The 17,188-nt window shown below is 40.4% G+C and carries 19 protein-coding genes and 1 riboswitch; of the genes, 14 read left to right on the top strand and 5 right to left on the bottom strand.

Features of this window, described 5'->3' with window-relative positions:
- Positions 1 to 3: 3 nt before the first annotated feature.
- Positions 4 to 981, bottom strand: a complete 978-nt coding sequence (locus NH454_RS17935) for a DUF1852 domain-containing protein (protein ID WP_138558276.1) — start codon at positions 979 to 981, stop codon at positions 4 to 6.
- A 375-nt stretch (positions 982 to 1,356) separates the two neighbouring features.
- Between NH454_RS17935 and NH454_RS17930 the strand changes: the two genes are divergently transcribed.
- From NH454_RS17930 to arsJ, 7 genes are all read left to right on the top strand, one after another.
- Positions 1,357 to 2,166, top strand: a complete 810-nt coding sequence (locus tag NH454_RS17930; RefSeq protein WP_135926767.1) for a sulfite exporter TauE/SafE family protein — start codon at positions 1,357 to 1,359, stop codon at positions 2,164 to 2,166.
- A gap of 127 nt (positions 2,167 to 2,293) precedes the next feature.
- The gene (locus NH454_RS17925) at positions 2,294 to 3,430 is read left to right on the top strand and encodes a serine hydrolase domain-containing protein (protein ID WP_253039829.1); all 1,137 of its coding nucleotides are present in this window, start codon (positions 2,294 to 2,296) and stop codon (positions 3,428 to 3,430) included.
- A 146-nt stretch (positions 3,431 to 3,576) separates the two neighbouring features.
- Positions 3,577 to 4,341, top strand: a complete 765-nt coding sequence (locus NH454_RS17920) for a metalloregulator ArsR/SmtB family transcription factor (protein ID WP_366031140.1) — start codon at positions 3,577 to 3,579, stop codon at positions 4,339 to 4,341.
- Positions 4,342 to 4,350: 9 nt separating this feature from the next.
- The gene (arsB, locus tag NH454_RS17915; protein ID WP_253039828.1) at positions 4,351 to 5,373 is read left to right on the top strand and encodes an ACR3 family arsenite efflux transporter; all 1,023 of its coding nucleotides are present in this window, start codon (positions 4,351 to 4,353) and stop codon (positions 5,371 to 5,373) included.
- Positions 5,374 to 5,386: 13 nt separating this feature from the next.
- A complete protein-coding gene (locus NH454_RS17910) occupies positions 5,387 to 5,887 on the top strand; it encodes a dual specificity protein phosphatase family protein (RefSeq protein ID WP_235382964.1) in 501 nt (166 codons plus the stop codon).
- Positions 5,888 to 5,889: 2 nt separating this feature from the next.
- A complete protein-coding gene (locus NH454_RS17905; RefSeq protein WP_253039827.1) occupies positions 5,890 to 6,900 on the top strand; it encodes an ArsJ-associated glyceraldehyde-3-phosphate dehydrogenase in 1,011 nt (336 codons plus the stop codon).
- Positions 6,901 to 6,905: 5 nt separating this feature from the next.
- Positions 6,906 to 8,114, top strand: coding sequence for an organoarsenical effux MFS transporter ArsJ (arsJ, locus tag NH454_RS17900; protein WP_253039826.1), 1,209 nt, complete (start codon positions 6,906 to 6,908; stop codon positions 8,112 to 8,114).
- 80 nt (positions 8,115 to 8,194) lie between these two features.
- Here the strand turns inward: arsJ and NH454_RS17895 are convergent, their stop codons facing one another.
- A complete protein-coding gene (locus NH454_RS17895) occupies positions 8,195 to 8,953 on the bottom strand; it encodes an AAA family ATPase (RefSeq protein ID WP_253039824.1) in 759 nt (252 codons plus the stop codon).
- A 224-nt stretch (positions 8,954 to 9,177) separates the two neighbouring features.
- Here NH454_RS17895 and NH454_RS17890 point away from each other — a divergent pair, with 224 nt between their 5' ends.
- The 4 genes from NH454_RS17890 to NH454_RS17875 all read left to right on the top strand — a co-directional run bounded on the left by NH454_RS17890 (position 9,178) and on the right by NH454_RS17875 (position 12,770).
- Positions 9,178 to 10,146, top strand: a complete 969-nt coding sequence (locus tag NH454_RS17890) for a hypothetical protein (RefSeq protein ID WP_253039822.1) — start codon at positions 9,178 to 9,180, stop codon at positions 10,144 to 10,146.
- Between the two features lie 37 nt (positions 10,147 to 10,183).
- Positions 10,184 to 10,591 carry a hypothetical protein gene (locus tag NH454_RS17885; protein ID WP_253039820.1) on the top strand — a complete coding sequence of 136 codons (408 nt, stop codon included), beginning with the start codon at positions 10,184 to 10,186 and terminating at the stop codon, positions 10,589 to 10,591.
- 336 nt (positions 10,592 to 10,927) lie between these two features.
- A complete protein-coding gene (locus NH454_RS17880; protein WP_253039818.1) occupies positions 10,928 to 11,899 on the top strand; it encodes a calcium/sodium antiporter in 972 nt (323 codons plus the stop codon).
- A 34-nt stretch (positions 11,900 to 11,933) separates the two neighbouring features.
- The gene (locus tag NH454_RS17875; protein ID WP_253039816.1) at positions 11,934 to 12,770 is read left to right on the top strand and encodes a mechanosensitive ion channel domain-containing protein; all 837 of its coding nucleotides are present in this window, start codon (positions 11,934 to 11,936) and stop codon (positions 12,768 to 12,770) included.
- A 71-nt stretch (positions 12,771 to 12,841) separates the two neighbouring features.
- On the opposite strand, the gene NH454_RS17870 is transcribed toward NH454_RS17875, so the two are convergent.
- From NH454_RS17870 to NH454_RS17860, 3 genes are all read right to left on the bottom strand, one after another.
- Positions 12,842 to 13,591 (bottom strand): hypothetical protein, encoded by a 750-nt coding sequence (locus tag NH454_RS17870; RefSeq protein WP_253039814.1) that lies wholly within the window; start codon positions 13,589 to 13,591, stop codon positions 12,842 to 12,844.
- Between the two features lie 16 nt (positions 13,592 to 13,607).
- Positions 13,608 to 13,703, bottom strand: a riboswitch (cyclic di-GMP riboswitch).
- Positions 13,704 to 14,101: 398 nt separating this feature from the next.
- Positions 14,102 to 14,437, bottom strand: coding sequence for a zinc ribbon domain-containing protein YjdM (locus NH454_RS17865; RefSeq protein ID WP_253039812.1), 336 nt, complete (start codon positions 14,435 to 14,437; stop codon positions 14,102 to 14,104).
- A 74-nt stretch (positions 14,438 to 14,511) separates the two neighbouring features.
- Positions 14,512 to 15,078: a DUF3365 domain-containing protein gene (locus NH454_RS17860; RefSeq protein WP_253039810.1), complete on the bottom strand. Its 567-nt coding sequence runs from the start codon at positions 15,076 to 15,078 to the stop codon at positions 14,512 to 14,514.
- Between the two features lie 153 nt (positions 15,079 to 15,231).
- Here NH454_RS17860 and NH454_RS17855 point away from each other — a divergent pair, with 153 nt between their 5' ends.
- From NH454_RS17855 to NH454_RS17845, 3 genes are all read left to right on the top strand, one after another.
- A complete protein-coding gene (locus tag NH454_RS17855; protein WP_253039808.1) occupies positions 15,232 to 15,687 on the top strand; it encodes a thioredoxin in 456 nt (151 codons plus the stop codon).
- A 97-nt stretch (positions 15,688 to 15,784) separates the two neighbouring features.
- On the top strand, positions 15,785 to 16,372 hold the full coding sequence (locus NH454_RS17850; RefSeq protein WP_135926959.1) for a DUF4202 domain-containing protein: 588 nt from the start codon (positions 15,785 to 15,787) through the stop codon (positions 16,370 to 16,372).
- A 21-nt stretch (positions 16,373 to 16,393) separates the two neighbouring features.
- Positions 16,394 to 16,909: a zf-TFIIB domain-containing protein gene (locus NH454_RS17845; RefSeq protein WP_253039806.1), complete on the top strand. Its 516-nt coding sequence runs from the start codon at positions 16,394 to 16,396 to the stop codon at positions 16,907 to 16,909.
- Positions 16,910 to 17,188 lie beyond the last annotated feature (279 nt).

Genomic DNA, 17,188 nt, shown 5'->3' with positions numbered 1-17,188 from the left:
TCATTAAATAGTGTAGTTAGCAGACCACTTCTCAAGTACTGATTGATAAGGCTTAATAAAGTGTTGTTCAGTAAATTTACCTTGTGCTACAGCCAGTTGGCTGCGCTCTTCACGGTCGTAAACGATTTGCGTGATAGAGTGATCGTTGTTTCTTAAATTTGGTTGATAGCAACTACCCGCCACGGCATTAGCGTTATAAATTTCTGGACGGTAGATTTTCTGAAATGTTTCCATGGTGCTGATGGTGCTGATCAACTCTAAGTTGGTGTAATCATTCAGCAGGTCACCAAAGAAATAAAACGCCAGCGGAGCAACCGTGTTTGGTGGCATAAAATAGCGCACCTGTAAGCCCATTTTTTTAAAGTATTGCTCGGTTAATGACGACTCATTCGGTTGATACTCAACACCTAAAATCGGGTGTTGGTTTTCAGTGCGATGATAGGTTTTATTATCAGAAACGCTTAAACAAATAACAGGAGGTTTTTTAAAGTGTTGTTTATAGGTTTCTGAATTTATGAAGCTTTTAAAAAGTTTGCCATGAAGATCACCAAAGTTATCTGGAATAGTAAACTCTGTTTTGTTTTTATTATGGTCAAGCAATAGCACGCTAAAGTCGTAATCACGTACATACGATGAAAAGTTATTACCAACAATTCCTTCGATACGTTCATTAGTTTGGTGATCAATGATGTTGGTTTTTAATACCTCAATAGATGGGAAAGCTTCAGCGCTCCCCGCAATTTCTAAATCAACCGAAATGATTTCAAGTTCTACGGAATAGCGGTTGCCTTGCGGGTTATCCCAATTTGCTAGTGCATTAAAGCGGCTATCAATCATTTTTAATGCATTACGCAAATTTTGTTGACGGCTTGCGCCTCGTGCCAAGTTAGCAAAGTTAGTTGTAATACGCGTGCTGTTAGATGGGTGATAGTTTTCGTCTAGCTTTAAACTTTTAACTGTATATTTAAAATCGTTGTTCATAGCAATGTGTCCATATTTCCTGAGATAAATGATTGCTGCTCACCTTCCTTAAATCGCTAGGTCATTAACTTTGAGGTGGCTTGGGTATCAATTTATACGTGCTCAGTATCATGAAGAAAAACGTTTTTATTTCAGGTAAAACATGAGGCAGATTCATAAATATTTACTGTTTTAGTAAAACTTTTAGGAACGGATAGTGAAAAAATGCTTTTAAGTCATTTTGGACGTCTAGATTTCTAAATTAATTTATTGGAGTTGCAGTAATTTCATATAAAACGTGAGTAATATTCACTACTTAACAGTACTTTTGAGAGCAACCCCGTACTTTATTGTTGTTATACTCGGTTCCCTAAATCAACAATACAGACAAATACAATGAACGAATTAATCGTGCTTATTATTGCTTGCGCCGTACTTGGCAGCGGGGTTGGCTTTTTAGCTGGGCTATTAGGAATTGGTGGCGGTTTGGTGATTGTGCCCATATTAAGCATGATCTTGCTGCACTTTCAGGTGTTACCTGCTGAGCAAGTTGTGCTGGTGGCGATTGCTACATCGCTTGCCTCAATTCTGTTTACTTCAACCTCATCAGCTATTGCCCACCACAAAAATGGCAATGTGCCTTGGCAATTGGCTCCGTGGGTAATGACTGGGGTTGCATTAGGCGCACTTATCAGTGGCTTTTTGGCTTCACTATTACCAGAACATGTAGTGCGAATTGTATTTGCTGTGAGTGTATTGCTTATTGCACTAAAAATGATTTTAGGCAGTAAAAATGATAGCCAAACAACACGCTCGCTACCTAATAAAGGCCTTTTAACATTTTATACAAGCATCACGGGGGGTCTCTCTGCCATGATAGGCATTGGCGGTGGTGCGGTACTTGTGCCGTTACTGACGTTTTTCTCGGTCGATATGAAAAAAGCTATTGGCTGTGCTTCGGCGTGCGGTATTGTCATTGCGCTATTTGGCTCAGTGGGTTACATCAGTTCTGGCAGTCAGTACTTTACATTAAAAGAAGGCTTTGCTGGTTTTGTTTATTTACCAGCCTTGTTTGGTATTGTTTGTACTTCGTGGTTTACCGCACCATTAGGTGCAAAAGCAACGCATCATTTACCTGTCTCTACCATCAAAAAAATCTTTGCAGGGCTGCTGGTTATTATGGCTGTGAATATGCTTATAAAGTAGTGTTAACTTATTAATTCGACAAGGCGAAAGTCGTTTGTTAATGTCAGTTAAGCAGTTTTAGGCTGCTTAATTGCCTTTTTTCGAAAGCTGTAGGCGCTATTTAAGGACTATATTTAAGGAAAATGTTATGGAACGTCGGTGCTCTCAAGCGAGTAAAAAAACGCTAAGCTCTTTATTTGTTGCTCTATCGCTGGTGGTTTTACCTGTGACTGCAGAGCCTACAAAGCCTCTCGAAACTCACCACGCTTTAATGGGGCAAATTCTCAATGCAAATCAACAAGCTCCCCTTACAGGTTTTGCACTTCATGTGATTGTTGATGATGGACATGCTTTTTCAACGGCAAAGCAAAGTAAAGAAAATGCGCCGCAAGTTATTAACCCAAATAGTTTATTTAGAATTGCCAGTGTCACTAAAACCTTCACTGCGGCAACGGTGCTACGTTTGCATGAAGAAGGTAAATTAAACCTTGATACAACGCTTGATAAGTTAATTTCTGACGACTTTTTTGCGCTTCTTGAAAGCGATGGCTATGCCCTAGATAAAATGACGCTAAAGCAAGTGCTGAGTCATACGGCAGGGTTATACGATCACGCCCAAAGCGATCAGTATTTAGCTGGCATAATGGCAAATCCGCAGCGAGATATTACGATGCGCGAGCAAATTAAAGGGTGTGTAGAGTGGGGCGATCCAGTTGGCAAACCTGGTGAACGTTTCTCATATTCAGATACCGGTTATGTGTTACTCGGCCATATTATTGAAAGAGTGACAGGTTTACCTTTGCCTGAAGCGGTTCGCCAATACTTAAGTTTCGATAAAAATCATATCGAAAATGTGGTCTGGGAACGGGGTGATACAGTTGCTGTGGATGAGTCTCGACGCGTACATCAATATTTGCATGGCACCGACACTTTTAATTGGAGCCCAACAGTCGATTTATATGGTGGCGGTGGGCTTGTTGCCAGCCCAATCGGTATGGCTAAATTTTATCAGGCTTTATTTTTAGGTAAGGTCTTTAAACATCCTGAAACGCTCAAACTCATGCTATCTGATAAAGGCTTACCTGCAGATAGTCCTTATCGTTTGGGTTTATTCGCAAAAGAATATAACGGCACGTTAGTTTATCAACATGGTGGCTTTTGGGGCACTTTGGTGATGTATGAGCCAACAACGCAGGTGGTGGTCGCAGGGGCTGTTACTCAGCAAAAAGATTACGATCAGCTTGAAAAAGTCATGAGTGACTATTTAACCTTACAAGCAAAATAACCCTCTAAACACGGCAAAATCTAAGCTGGCGCACAGATGCGCCAGATTCTTTCTTTAGTTCAATTTAAGCTAAGTCATCAAGAAAAATAACTTGCGCACTTTATATAACAAAAATATTATATAACCAAATTGTTATGGAGTGAGTCGTGAAAGTTCTCTTTTTATGTACAGAAAATTCAGCCCGATCAATTATGGCTGAAGCGTTGCTTAAACATCATGGTAAAGGTGAGTTTGAGGTGTTTAGTGCGGGTACTGAACCTTATGCGGTAGACCCTCGTACGCTTGCGGCGATTGAACATTTTGGCTTAAAAACCGATGACTTACACTCAAAACACTTAAACGATGTCAGTAATCTGCATTTTGATTACGTCATTACCCTATGTGATGACGCTGTAAAAGAATGTGCTAATCGCGTCGATGGCAGCCATTGCCTTGCATGGGACTTTATTGATCCTAAAACGCGTCCTGAACCTCACGCCTTTGAAAAAACCTTGCAAGAGCTCAATGAGCGAATTAAACAGTTTGTGCAATCCCAAAACAAAGAAAAACCAGCATCGATTTCGCCAACCACATTTTATAAAGCGCTTGCCGATGATATTCGTTTAAAAAGCTTATTGCTTATCGCCGTTGAGCAAGAGGTTTGCGTATGCGAACTAATGACGGCACTTAATGAGCAGAGCCAGCCAAAGGTTTCAAGGCATTTAGCACAGCTTAAAAAACAAGGCATTTTGTCGGATAGAAAACACCAGCAGTGGGTGTTTTACTCTTTAAACCCGACTCTACCTATGTGGATGAAACAAGCAATTACCTCGACCGTGGTAAACGAACCAAATTTCATAGAAAACGAGTTAGCAAGGCTAAATGCGATGGGGGATGATCGCCCAACTCGTGTTGCTCGTTGCTGCAATTAAGGGCTGAAAATGGGTGTTTTTGAGAGATATTTATCTGTATGGGTTGCTGCAGCTATCGCCATCGGTGTGGCGTTTGGGGTGATGTTTCCGCCTTTATTTGAGCTAATAGCGAAAGCCGAAGTGGCCCATGTAAACATTGTTGTTGCACTGTTTATTTGGGTAATGATCTATCCAATGATGGTGCAAGTTGATTTTTCAACGATTAAAGAAGTCAGTAAGAACCCTAAAGGGCTGATGCTCACTTTAATCATTAACTGGCTAATCAAACCGTTTTCAATGGCCGCGATAGGTTGGTTATTTTTTGAAGGGTTATTTGCTGATTTGGTTAGCCCTGAAACGGCGCAAGAATATATTGCTGGGATGATTTTGCTTGGTGTTGCACCTTGTACGGCAATGGTGTTTGTGTGGTCACAACTGACCAAAGGCGATGCAAATTACACCTTAGTGCAAGTGTCTGTGAACGACATTATTATGATTTTTGCCTTTGCACCTATTGCGGGGTTTTTGCTAGGTGTGTCTGATATTCATGTACCTTGGCTTACATTGATGATTTCGGTTGTGTTGTATGTATTGCTGCCACTTATTGCTGGTGTATTAACACGCAAAGCGCTTAATAATTCAGCACAAAATGAAGCTGCAGTGCAGTCATTTTTAGAGAAAATTAAACCGTATTCAGTTGTTGGCTTATTGGCCACTGTGGTCTTACTGTTTGGGTTTCAGGCGAACACGATTTTAGCTCAACCGCTAAACATTGTTCTGATTGCCATTCCGCTTGTTTTGCAAACCTACGGTATTTTTGCAATCACTTATTTCATTGCGTTAAAACTTAAGCTTAAGCACAACATTGCAGGGCCAGCATGTTTAATTGGTACCTCTAACTTTTTTGAGTTAGCGGTCGCAGTGGCTATTTCATTATTTGGTTTGCACTCGGGTGCAGCATTAGCAACCGTTGTTGGGGTGTTGGTCGAAGTACCTGTGATGCTGTCGTTGGTTGCAATCGTTAATAAAACAACACATTGGTTTAAAGAGTAATTGGGGAATCATAATGCAATCACATCCATTTGATATTTTACAACTAGAAACTGGGGCATTTATTTTTACCCCTTGCCCTGGCACAAAAAGTGTTGGTTTATCGCAGTCTGTAGCAGATTTAAAAGCGGCAGGTGCAAAAGCAATTATTACTCTGATGTACGATGAAGAGCTTGTTAAAAATGGCGCGCAGCAGCTTGCAACCGAATGTGAGCAAGCAGATCTCAGCTGGTTTCAATTACCTATTATCGATGATGACGCGCCAAGCGAAGCGTTTAATCAAGCATTCAGTAAACACCTTAACGATATTCTTGCCATCATAAAAAATGGTGGCAGTGTGGCTGTGCATTGCAAAGGCGGTTCAGGCCGCACAGGCTTAGTCATTGGTTTATTAATGCATGAGCTTGGCTATGCTAAAAACGACATAGTTAATCAAGTGCAGGCTATTCGCCCTAAGTCGTTGCAAAACCCGATACAACGTTCATTTTTCGACAATTTTCAAAAAGTAGGAGCTTAACAATGGCAATTAAAGTAGGCATTAATGGTTTTGGTCGCATGGGGCGTTTATCGCTAAGAGCAGCGTTTGCATGGGACGACGTTGAGTTTGTGCAAATTAATGACCCTGCGGGTGATGCAGCTACATTAGCTCACTTACTAAAGTATGATTCGGTGCACGGTATTTGGCCTCATGAGGTTGAAAGTAACGACAATGCTGTGATCATCGATGGTCACGTAATTAACGTCACGCAAAATAAAGCAATTGCAGACACCGATTGGTCTGGCTGCGATATCGTTATTGAAGCCTCTGGCGTGATGAAAGAAAAGTCACTAATTCAGGCATATCTTGATCAAGGTGTGAAGAAAGTTGTTGTAACTGCGCCTGTAAAAGAAGACGGTGTGCTGAATATTGTAATGGGTGTAAACGATGATTTATACGATGTAAATCAGCATGATATCGTTACAGCAGCATCGTGCACTACCAACTGTTTAGCGCCTGTGGTTAAAGTTCTGCAAGAAAAAATTGGTATCAAACATGGGTCAATGACGACCATTCACGATATTACTAACACGCAAACTATCTTAGATGCGCCGCATAAAGATTTACGTCGTGCTCGCGCATGCGGCATGAGCTTAATTCCAACTACAACAGGCTCTGCAACAGCAATTACACATATTTTCCCTGAACTTAAAGGCAAATTAAACGGCCACGCGGTTCGTGTGCCTTTAGCAAACGCATCAATCACTGACTGTGTGTTTGAAGTAACAAAGCCAACCACCGCTGAGCAAATTAACCAATGGATGCAAGAAGCCGCAGAGGGCGAGCTAAAAGGCATTTTAGGCTATGAAGAAAAGCCACTTGTATCTATTGATTACAAAACTGATCCACGCTCAAGCATTGTTGATGCGCTATCAACCATGGTTGTGAACGAGACGCAAGTTAAGCTGTATGTTTGGTACGATAACGAATGGGGTTACGCAAACCGCACTGCCGAACTTGCCCGTAAAGTTGCGCGATCACTACAAGGTTAAAAGCAATGACGCGTTTGGCTAATCTTCCCGCTGATATAAAGCAATACTTAATTGTCACAGGGAATTACTGGGCATTTACGCTTACAGATGGCGCATTGAGAATGTTGGTGGTACTGCATTTTCATGCGCTTGGCTACTCGCCTTTGAGTATTGCCATGCTGTTTTTGTTTTATGAGATTTTTGGTGTTGTCACTAACTTAGTGGGCGGCTATTTAGGCGCAAGGCTTGGTTTAAATAAAACTATGAACATTGGCCTTGCTATACAGGTTGTAGCCTTGTTCATGTTGGCAGTCCCTCCTGAATGGCTGAGTGTAGCCTATGTGATGTTGGCGCAGGCTCTGTCTGGGATTGCCAAAGATCTCAATAAAATGAGCGCTAAAAGCTCAATTAAAATGCTGGTTGCCAGTGGCCAAGAAGGTACCTTGTTTAAATGGGTAGCGATACTAACAGGCTCTAAAAACGCCTTAAAAGGTGTGGGCTTCTTTTTAGGTGGCTTACTTCTCACATTAATATCGTTTAAAGGTGCCATGTTCGCGATGGCTGCTACTTTGCTGGTGGTGTGGTGTTTTAGTCTTTTTGCACTTAAAAATGATTTAGGCAAAGCTAAAAACAAACCTAAGTTTAACGAGATATTTTCAAAGAGTAGTTCAATTAATATCTTGTCAGCCGCGAGGTTGTTTTTGTTTGGTGCGCGTGATGTTTGGTTTGTAGTTGCACTACCGGTGTTTTTATCACAAGCCTTTGATTGGGATCACTGGACCGTGGGTGCCTTCTTAGCTAGTTGGGTTATTGGCTATGGGGCTGTGCAATCTTTTGCACCTAAAATCATTAAGCTTAATAAGCAAACATCACCAAGCGCAGAAACAGTTAAGTGGGCATCCTTGCTTGCTTTAGTCACCTTAGCCATTGCCTTTGCTATTGGTTTTGACTGGGCTGTAAAACCAATGCTGATAGGCGGGTTGATGTTATTTGGCGTGTTATTCGCAATTAACTCATCTTTGCACAGCTACTTAATTGTTAGCATGGCTGACGCCGATGGCGTATCACTTGATGTCGGGTTTTACTATATGGCCAATGCCATGGGTCGCTTAATTGGTACTGTGTTGTCGGGCTTAGTGTTTCAGCTTTATGGCTTAGCAGCCTGTTTAGCTATCTCACTGTTATTTATTGTTATTACTGCTTTTATTTCGACTAAATTACCAAAACAAATTTAGTTAAATCTAAACACGCCCTATAAAGGTAAGCATGCTTTATTGCTTACCTTTATTCATGCATAGCATCAGAAATAACAAAATCAGTCACCTTCAGGCTTGAAAAGCTCTTCGAGCATTGGCTGTGGGTTGTTTAAAAATGCCTTTGTAATTTGGTAATGTTCAGTATCCTCATAATTTATTTGTTCAATACCTTGTGCTCCCACTTGGTAGATTCTTGCGCGTGGGTACGCCATTAAAATCGGTGAGTGTGTGGCAATAATGAACTGAGAGTTCTGTTCAATTAGTTGAAACATGCGACTTAAAACAGCCAATTGCCTAGCAGGAGAAAGGGCAGCCTCAGGCTCATCTAAAATGTAAAGCCCATTGCCGATGAAGCGGTTTACCATAAGCGCTAAAAACGATTCGCCATGTGATTGGTGATGAAGGGATGTACCACCATAGGCATTTATCAGCTTAGCTCCTCCAGAAAATCCCGAATCCAAGTCATCAATATTTGATGCAACGTTATAGAAGCTTTCGGCACGCAAAAAGAATCCATCTTTGTATTTCTTAAACGATTTTGAGAGTAGCAAGTACTTATGAAGCTCTGAATGCGATTGCTGAGTTTGAAAGTTAAAGTTTTTAGAACCACCTTCGGCGTTAAAACCTAAGGCTATAGCAATTGCTTCTAAAAGAGTCGATTTCCCAGAACCATTTTCACCCACAAATATTGTGACATGTTTTGAAAAGTCTATTTCAAAGAGCTGATTAACCGCAGGAATAGAGAATGGATATGTATCAAAAGAGAAAACGTGCTCTCGTTTGAGTGTCACCTTTTGAAGATACGGTAATGCGTCCATACAAAATATTCCTATTCAAGGCTTAAAATAAAAGGCAAAAAACAGACAAAATACCCGCTTAATTCAAAACGAGCAAATGCTAGAACTGCAGGTTTCTTTGATTTAATTATAAGCCTCAAGTGCAAATAGTTTATATACCTGAAAAGCGAAACCGCAGTTAAGTTTCGCTTTCATCCTTGTTTTCTTGTAACTTACTTAGCAACAAAAATGATAAGTAGGTTGTTATGTCTAGGTATGCTTTTATTAGGCAAGGAATAAAGCCATTTCTAATTGCAGTACTGTTGTTCGTTATTTATATATTTTTTTCACGAGAAGATGCAATCTTTGCAACCAATTCAGAATCTTCAAATGATATAAAAACTACGCAGCAAGTTGTGGCACAATTAAGCATGCCTGCTATCAAGCTTGAAACGAGTTTGTTAGCTGATGAATCAGATGAGCAAGGAAGTGAAGTTAATGACAGCCGTGAACTTATTATCAAAAAACCACCAAATTGGCGTTTTGATGGTGTGCTTATTGACCATTTTACAGAGCTAAAGCAACGTGCTCAGCAAGGTGATGCTGAGGCTAACTACCTCATCGGGCTAAATCTTAAGTATTGTTTTAATGCGCCTTTAGATGAACAGGCCCTTGAAGTAAAGTTGGCTGAAATCTATGAGTTTAGTGATGCTGGCGATATACAAAGCCGTGTTTTAGATAAATATGAGTATTGCCAAGGATTAGATTTAGCAACGCGGCGTTCTTTTTACAGTTATTTGGCAGAGGCTGCAGAAAATGGCTCCGCTTATGCGCAGCAAACGTTTGCTGGGCTAACTCCCGAATTTTACATGAAGTCGCAATTTCCTGAGAAGTTGTCACGTGCCGAGTTCATCAAAAATCGCGATAGTTTTAAAGAGCGTAAAACCGTATTTTTAGAGCAAGCAGCAAAGCAGGGCAGTGAACAAGCGCTGATGAGTTTAGCGAGCATGTATTACAGCGAACAAGTTGGTGAGCATAGTGCAGCAAAAGCCTACGCTATGAATCGACTCATTATGGAAATCACGCAAAATAACGATGTGTATAATCGTTACGCGTGGTTTGAGCAAAGACAATACCCGACACTTTCAGATGAAGAGCTAAGTATCGCGAACATTTTATTTGATCAATGGCTTTTGCAAATAAAGCAAAATGGTACATTATATCTAAAGCACTGAGTACCCAAAGATTTAATAACCCAAAGCAAGGATGGCAATGATGTTTGAACCAAACTATGCAAGTTACACTCTTGAAGAGTTGTTAGATTGTAAAGCGAATATAGACGCATATGCATGGCCCGAACGTCTAAAAGACATCGAAAATGCGTTGAGTGTTTATGCCAGTCAATCTGCTGAGCACGAAAAACAGTACAAACAAGCGGTGTTTGATGCTTATTGCGAGACGCTCCGTCATGATCTGACAATGAGTATTGATGATAATATTCTCTGGTTGTTAAGGCCGTTTTCCAAGCAAGCTAAAGATATTACCCCCAGTACGTTTGCTGGCGAAGTTTGCCCGCTTTGCGCAGCAAAGCTAAGCGCAACAACTTGGGCTGCTGGCTGGCAATTGAGCTGTGAAAACTGCCAAGTTACAGGGATTGTTGTAGAGCATTTGAGCTTCTAAAAAATAAATAAAAAAGGAACAAATAGAGCTTTAATTGTATGACTTTTAGCTATATAGTCTGTACCTAACCTTAGGGGAGTAGTCTCTTAGATTAAGATGAACGTCAACAGTCTCCGAACCAATGTTCGTGGCGTTCATGTCCGCAAGCCGGATTGACAAGACTTAAGGCATGTATCGGGTTCAATGGGCGACCACGATGTGTGCCTTATTGTTCTTCGCCCTAAGGAATCGTCTCGTGCTTGTTACATTTCAAAACCATTTTTATGGTTATTTCAGTTCTCTTAAATCGCTTTATTTACCACATTTCGCTTTGCCACCCTTTTGCGGGAGAGCACGATGATCTTGTTTATTCTTGCCATTATCGTTGGCTTTGCATTGCTGATTTGGAGTGCAGATCGTTTTGTTGATGGCGCCGCTGTAAGCGCAAAATATGCAGGTATGCCAAGTTTGCTCATTGGGATGATAGTGGTTGGCTTTGGTACGTCGGCTCCTGAGATGTTGGTATCGGCTATGGCAGCTGCTGATGGCAGTCCTGAGCTTGCTTTAGGCAATGCCGTGGGGTCAAACATTGTCAACATTGGGCTTATATTAGGGATAACAGCGCTAATAGCCCCGATTGCTGTCCACTCTTTGATTGTCAAAAAAGAGCTCCCACTATTGCTTGCGGTAAGTGCGCTATTTGCATTACTGATTGTTGATGGCTACTTATCACGTTTCGATGCGGGTATCTTGTTATTTGGCTTTTGTAGTTTTATTGGTTGGAGTATTTATTCTGGCCTTAAAAGCAAAAATGACAGCTTAGCAAAAGATGTTGAGCACGAACTTAACGTGCAAACTATGTCACTTAAAGCGGCTATTACTTGGCTTATCGTTGGGCTTGTAGTCCTCATTGTAAGTTCAAGGTTATTGGTATGGGGGGCGGTCAATATTGCTGAACTCATGGGCATTAGCGACCTCATTATAGGTCTCACAATCGTGGCACTTGGCACCTCCCTCCCTGAGTTTGCAGCTTCAATTGCCGCAGCCAGAAAAGGTGAACATGACATTGCGATTGGTAATGTGATTGGCTCAAACATATTTAATATTTTAGCCGTCACAGGTATTGCAGGGATGATTGCGCCTGCTGTTAACCTTTCACCTGATCTATTATCGCGAGACTGGCTGGCGATGATCTCTCTTTCAATATTTTTATTAATTTTTGCCTATGGGCACCGTGGTGTTGGCAGGGTAAATCGCGCTGAAGGCGTTGGTTTATTGCTGATATTTATTGCCTATAACGCATGGCTTTTCCTTTCAATTTATAAATAAATGCAATTTAGAATTCAAAAAATCAAGGACCTTTATGAAGCAAACTATCAATGAGTTTTGGCTCAATAACTCAGAAACAATTATAGCGCTAGGCTATAAAGTGATACTCGCAATTGCTATTTTAATTGCCAGTGCAGTACTTGCTAAGTCAGTGAAAAAGGCTATCAAAAACTCCAATGCTACCCTTAAAAAAGTTGATAATACCTTGTTGCCTATTTTGTCGTCTGTGGCAGGTTATGCCGTGTATATTATTGGCGGGGTGTTTATTTTAGATATCTTTGGCGTGAATACAGCAAGCCTTATTGCGCTAATGGGTGCTGCTGGCTTAGCGATAGGGCTAGCCCTTAAAGACACCTTAAGTAATATTGCAGCAGGCATGATGTTACTTATATTAAGGCCATTTAAAGTCGGAGATTTTGTTGAGATAGGCTCGATGCAAGGTACTGTCTCTGAGGTAAACCTATTCACCAGTGTTTTTCAAACGATTGATGGTCTTTATATCGCATCACCTAATGGCATAGTGTGGGGTAACAATATTAAAAACTTCACGCGAAATGGCAAACGCCGAATGGATATTGTTGTGGGTATTTCATATGCCGATTCAATCGATGATGGCTTTGCGGTGCTAAAAGATATTGCCGCGAACGAAAGCCGTTTACTGAGTGAGCCAGCGGCGCAAGTGATGGTGACAGCCATGGCTGAGAGCTCGGTGAATATTCAGCTAAGAGCATGGGCTAAAAATGAAGACTATTGGCAAACCTATTGGGATTTAAACAAACAAGTTAAAGAGTCAATCGAGAATGCAGGCCTGACAATTCCTTTTCCACAACGTACTTTACATATACCTGAAGGCGTGGTGACAAAAAAGTAAAATAAAAAAGCCTAGCGCAGGCTAGGCTTTGAATGAAAAGGAAAGCTAGTTATTGTGTTTTTTCTAAATTATTATTTAAACACGACTTCACCATAGTAATGAGGGTCTTTACCATTTTGTTTAAGCATGTAAGTGCACTTGACGCCTTTTTTACCAAATTGACCAACAGGTGCATGATCTTTGAGTACATTTATTTTTTGACCATTGAAGTCACAAATAAAGTCACGGATTGAACCTTTAGTCGACGTAAAATCCCCAAGCTTCACTTTATGATTCTTCTTGAAAACAAAAGCTTTATGAGAGTTACCATTACGGTAATCGAACATATCCAAACTTAGGGTTGTTTTATAGCTTTTCGTTACAGCACCTTGGCTATTAGCATCGTTAATAATGCCTGTCCATGTTACAACTTTATTTTTTCCTCGATAGTGTTTTGGCGACTTACCTGTGTCTCCATCTGGCATCAGAGTAAAAGTTATAATTTCGGCATTACTACCGGGGCGAGATTTCCATGAGCATTCAATGCCGTTTTTGAATTGATGGTAATTCAATCCTTTTAGACCTGGCCCTTTAATAGCAGGGCAGGTTACTTTGCCGCCAATGCTATCCGAGTACATCATTTTGTATTCTTCAGGTTTTATATATGCTTTGTTATCACCATTACCATAACGAACTTCATCGTAAGGAATGGTCAAGAAAACTCCTTTCGTGCCGATTTCGCCTCGCAATGACTGTGCACCAAAATTCGGATCGTCTACTGCGTAAGCTGTTGATGTGAAAGCGACAGCAAGTAATGCTGTGCTAAAGATGTGATGTTTCATTGTTCTGGATTCCAAATTCCACAACCCGGCTATCTTCCCATTTCCTTACTTCTTTCAGAGAAGACCCGTGGCTTTCCGTCCCTACCTCACAGTAGGTTTGGCAGTATTAATACATTAGTTTTGTTAAAAACATATTTGTATAACTACATGAGCACCTATTTATAGTTCCTAAATAGTGTTCAAAATACCTGCTTTTTTAAACGTGGTTTAAATCATATTCCATATTCAAGAAATAATGATCGAAAAGAAGTGTAGGTGAATAATTATTTAATGCAAAATAATTAGTATAAATTTATTATTCCTGTACCTTAAAGTAGGTATTCTGGTTCTGTTTTGGGATCGGTGTGTTGTTTTTGGGTATTTTTTATGATTTTGATTCTAAATAGAATATATTTTAGTGAAGTTCTATAGCTTTGAATAAAAATGGTATTTTATTTGAAACGTTTTTTATTTCTTTAAAGTATACTGATTGAGCAGTGTTTTTATATTAGGCACTGCTCTATATGTTTATTAAGCTTTTTTAACAAACTTAGCGGTTACCATCATTTCACCGACGCCATCAACTTTACAGTCTAGTTCGTGGTCTTTTTTATCTAACACGCGGCGGATCACGGCTTTGGTACCAATTTTAATTACTTGTGAGCTGCCTTTAATTTTTAAATCTTTCGCAACAGTCACTTTGTCGCCATCGACCAATAAGGTGCCGTTAGCATCTCTTACATCGATCACATCATCGTTGTTAACAGCATTTGGATCCCACTCATGAGCGCACTCTGGGCATACTAAGTTGTTTTGATCTTCATATACGTATTCAGAATTACATCTTGGACAAGGAGGAAAAGACATAAAAACACCTTGGTTAATTTTAAAAGCGTATTTTAATGGCTAAGAGCAAACTAAGCGAGCATAAGGCTTATATTTTATGGCTCAGACGTTTCAAGTGTTTTGGTAATAGAGAATATTCCTCTTAAATCACCAAGCCGATAGCCTGTGGCTAAATCATGGGGGTAATGCTCACTAAGCACTTGCTTTACTTCTGGAGCAATCGTTTGACCATGACAATTGAGGCAAACTGGCGCGACTTTTATTGCTTTAGCAAAGCGGAATTGGCCATCTTTATTGGTCGAGAAAGTCACATTATCAATGCTTTCTGAGTTTCTGATCATATCAACTAGCTGGGCGATTTTTTCAGCTTCCCAGTCATCTGGTTTATTGTTCGGATTTCGGTTTTTAGTGCTTTTACGTGCTACCGTCCAACCATCAGTTGATAAGCTATCGCTAATGGCCGGGGCTTGCATTTTGCACACGTTAATACCTTCAACTAAACCGCCTTGGTTTATAGCGGCTCCTAGTGCTGATTTGAGCGTAGTGGCAAATTCAGTTGCTCGCTCAGCTGCTTGGGTTTCTAGGGTAGCAGAATTCGTTTCAGCATAAAGGTTAGGTGAAAGCAATAGGGTGCAAAGCGCTATCGTTCTTAAAGTGTGCATTGTAAGGCCTTATATTAGATATATCTAATATAGTAGTTCGCATTTACTTTACATGCCAATTTAAGCTGCAAAAAAACAGGATTCACGTTAATAGCATGCTGGAGTGTTGCTGTTAAATTGGTTATGGTGAGAAAAATATTCAGAGAACAAAATATGAAAAAATTAGTTTATATCGCTTTATTGTTATTTTCTGCTTTTACATTTGCAAGCTCAGGTCCCTATAGTGGAGATATCAGCGTTGCAGACTTACTTAAAGACTATCCTGCTTTTAGTGAAGAATATAATGATTACTCACCCAGTGAAGAAGAGCTAAGTACTATAAGAGCACTGCAAGGTAAGCAAGTGTTAGTGTTTTTAGGCACTTGGTGCCATGACTCTAAACGTGAAGTCCCTCGTTTTTTAAAACTTATTGATACAGCGAATGTGCAATTAGGATCCCTTAAATTAGTGGCTGTAGGCTACGATAAGCTTGATCCTGCCGGTTTAGCAAAGCAGCACGATTTACTGTATACGCCAACCATTATCGTTAGCGATGGCGAAAAAGAGCTCGCGCGCATGATAGAAAAACCAAAGCAAAGTATTGCTGCTGATTTAACTTTGCAAAACTAGATCTCAAGCTAGCAGTACCAGATCGCCTGATGCAATATAGCCAAAGTGATTGTTGCCATTTACAATCACTTTGAAGCAATAACAATGAGAACCCATGATGTATACCGCCGTTATTAAAGCCATTGATACAGCCAATGCAGTAGACCCAAACCGAGTTCTAGTCGATGAACAAGAATTTGCAAAAGAAGGTTTATATGCCATGCGTATGACCGATATGCTCAATCGTTTTAAGCCTCAAGCCGATGAGCTAATGCATATTGCTGCCCGAGGGCAACATATTGAGCGCTGGCGCTCTCCGCGCAGTGACTTTCCTATGGGTAAGCAAGGTTATTATCAATGGCGCACTGCTTTATATGATTTTCATGCTGAGCGTGTAACAGCTCTCATGAAAGCGGCTGGTTATTCAACGGCTGATTGTGAGCGTGTTTATGCAGCCGTTGCTAAAAAAAATATAAAACGAAATCCTGATAGCCAATTGATTGAAGATATCGCCAGCCTCGTGTTTATTGAGCATTACATGCTTGACTTTGCAAGTAGCAAGCCTGATTACGATGAGCAAAAATGGCTGGGTATTATTCGTAAAACATGGCAAAAAATGTCAGATGAAGCACATGAATTTGTATTAGCTGGACACATCAGCTTACCTGAGCCACTTAAGCCGTTAATAACAAAAGCGCTAAATTAATCATAAAAACAAGGATGTAATATGTTTTGCCCACGTACTAAAACAGCCCTTGAAGCAGTGAGTATTGGCGATGTTAAAGTATATTTATCAAAATCTGGTGGCGTATTTTTTGATAACCGACAAATATTTCACTTTAGCGATCCAAGTTTAAAACCCGCGCAAGTGCTGGTGGCTCATTTACAAACCTTGCCAACAGAATGTGTTGATATAGCAACGCGAATTAATTGCCCGAAGTGCCCTGACGTGGTGATGATGCGGCGTTTTTTTAGTCCACTTAAAGTGGTTGAAATAGACGAGTGCCCAAACTGTGCGGCTATCTGGCTCGATCATGGTGAGCTTGAAAAGATCCATGAAAATCATTTAACGCCAAAAGAGCGTGAAATGCTGCGTATTGATATGGCCAACAATCATGGTTTTATTCAAGTTAAAATCCCGAAAAGACGTCACTCTGTTCATGCTAAAAAGCCAGATTCTAAAGCAACGTCATCTTTAGAAAAACTAGCAGAACTTGCCTATTTATCGATTTTGAATGACTGAAAATAAGAAGCCTGTACCAACTAAAATACAGGCTTTATTAGCTATTAAGAGTTAAAGCTTAACCAGCACTTTTCCTTATTTTTACCTTCGAACAGGCCAAGAAATGCATCAACGGCATTTTCGATGCCATGGGCCTTGTTGATCAAATGCAGCTCTCTAACAAATTCACTTAACTTACTGATATTTAGGCAGACCAAGGGTGTTGATCTTATTTAGCGCCTTCACTTTGATCATCGCTTCAACCAGTTGGCGATTGTAATCACGCGCATTTAGCTTAGC

It is taken from the genome of Pseudoalteromonas sp. Ps84H-4 (assembly GCF_024124645.1).
Taxonomy (GTDB): Bacteria; Pseudomonadota; Gammaproteobacteria; order Enterobacterales; family Alteromonadaceae; genus Pseudoalteromonas; species Pseudoalteromonas lipolytica_C.
This window is presented reverse-complemented; position numbering and strand designations above follow the sequence as displayed.

Coding starts and splice junctions, on each gene's coding strand:
- NH454_RS17935 (WP_138558276.1), bottom strand. CDS start 981: ATGAACAACGATTTTAAATATACAGTTAAAAGTTTAAAGCTAGACGAA.
- NH454_RS17930 (WP_135926767.1), top strand. CDS start 1,357: ATGAACGAATTAATCGTGCTTATTATTGCTTGCGCCGTACTTGGCAGC.
- NH454_RS17925 (WP_253039829.1), top strand. CDS start 2,294: ATGGAACGTCGGTGCTCTCAAGCGAGTAAAAAAACGCTAAGCTCTTTA.
- arsB (WP_253039828.1), top strand. CDS start 4,351: ATGGGTGTTTTTGAGAGATATTTATCTGTATGGGTTGCTGCAGCTATC.
- NH454_RS17910 (WP_235382964.1), top strand. CDS start 5,387: ATGCAATCACATCCATTTGATATTTTACAACTAGAAACTGGGGCATTT.
- NH454_RS17905 (WP_253039827.1), top strand. CDS start 5,890: ATGGCAATTAAAGTAGGCATTAATGGTTTTGGTCGCATGGGGCGTTTA.
- arsJ (WP_253039826.1), top strand. CDS start 6,906: ATGACGCGTTTGGCTAATCTTCCCGCTGATATAAAGCAATACTTAATT.
- NH454_RS17895 (WP_253039824.1), bottom strand. CDS start 8,953: ATGGACGCATTACCGTATCTTCAAAAGGTGACACTCAAACGAGAGCAC.
- NH454_RS17890 (WP_253039822.1), top strand. CDS start 9,178: ATGTCTAGGTATGCTTTTATTAGGCAAGGAATAAAGCCATTTCTAATT.
- NH454_RS17885 (WP_253039820.1), top strand. CDS start 10,184: ATGATGTTTGAACCAAACTATGCAAGTTACACTCTTGAAGAGTTGTTA.
- NH454_RS17880 (WP_253039818.1), top strand. CDS start 10,928: ATGATCTTGTTTATTCTTGCCATTATCGTTGGCTTTGCATTGCTGATT.
- NH454_RS17875 (WP_253039816.1), top strand. CDS start 11,934: ATGAAGCAAACTATCAATGAGTTTTGGCTCAATAACTCAGAAACAATT.
- NH454_RS17870 (WP_253039814.1), bottom strand. CDS start 13,591: ATGAAACATCACATCTTTAGCACAGCATTACTTGCTGTCGCTTTCACA.
- NH454_RS17865 (WP_253039812.1), bottom strand. CDS start 14,437: ATGTCTTTTCCTCCTTGTCCAAGATGTAATTCTGAATACGTATATGAA.
- NH454_RS17860 (WP_253039810.1), bottom strand. CDS start 15,078: ATGCACACTTTAAGAACGATAGCGCTTTGCACCCTATTGCTTTCACCT.
- NH454_RS17855 (WP_253039808.1), top strand. CDS start 15,232: ATGAAAAAATTAGTTTATATCGCTTTATTGTTATTTTCTGCTTTTACA.
- NH454_RS17850 (WP_135926959.1), top strand. CDS start 15,785: ATGTATACCGCCGTTATTAAAGCCATTGATACAGCCAATGCAGTAGAC.
- NH454_RS17845 (WP_253039806.1), top strand. CDS start 16,394: ATGTTTTGCCCACGTACTAAAACAGCCCTTGAAGCAGTGAGTATTGGC.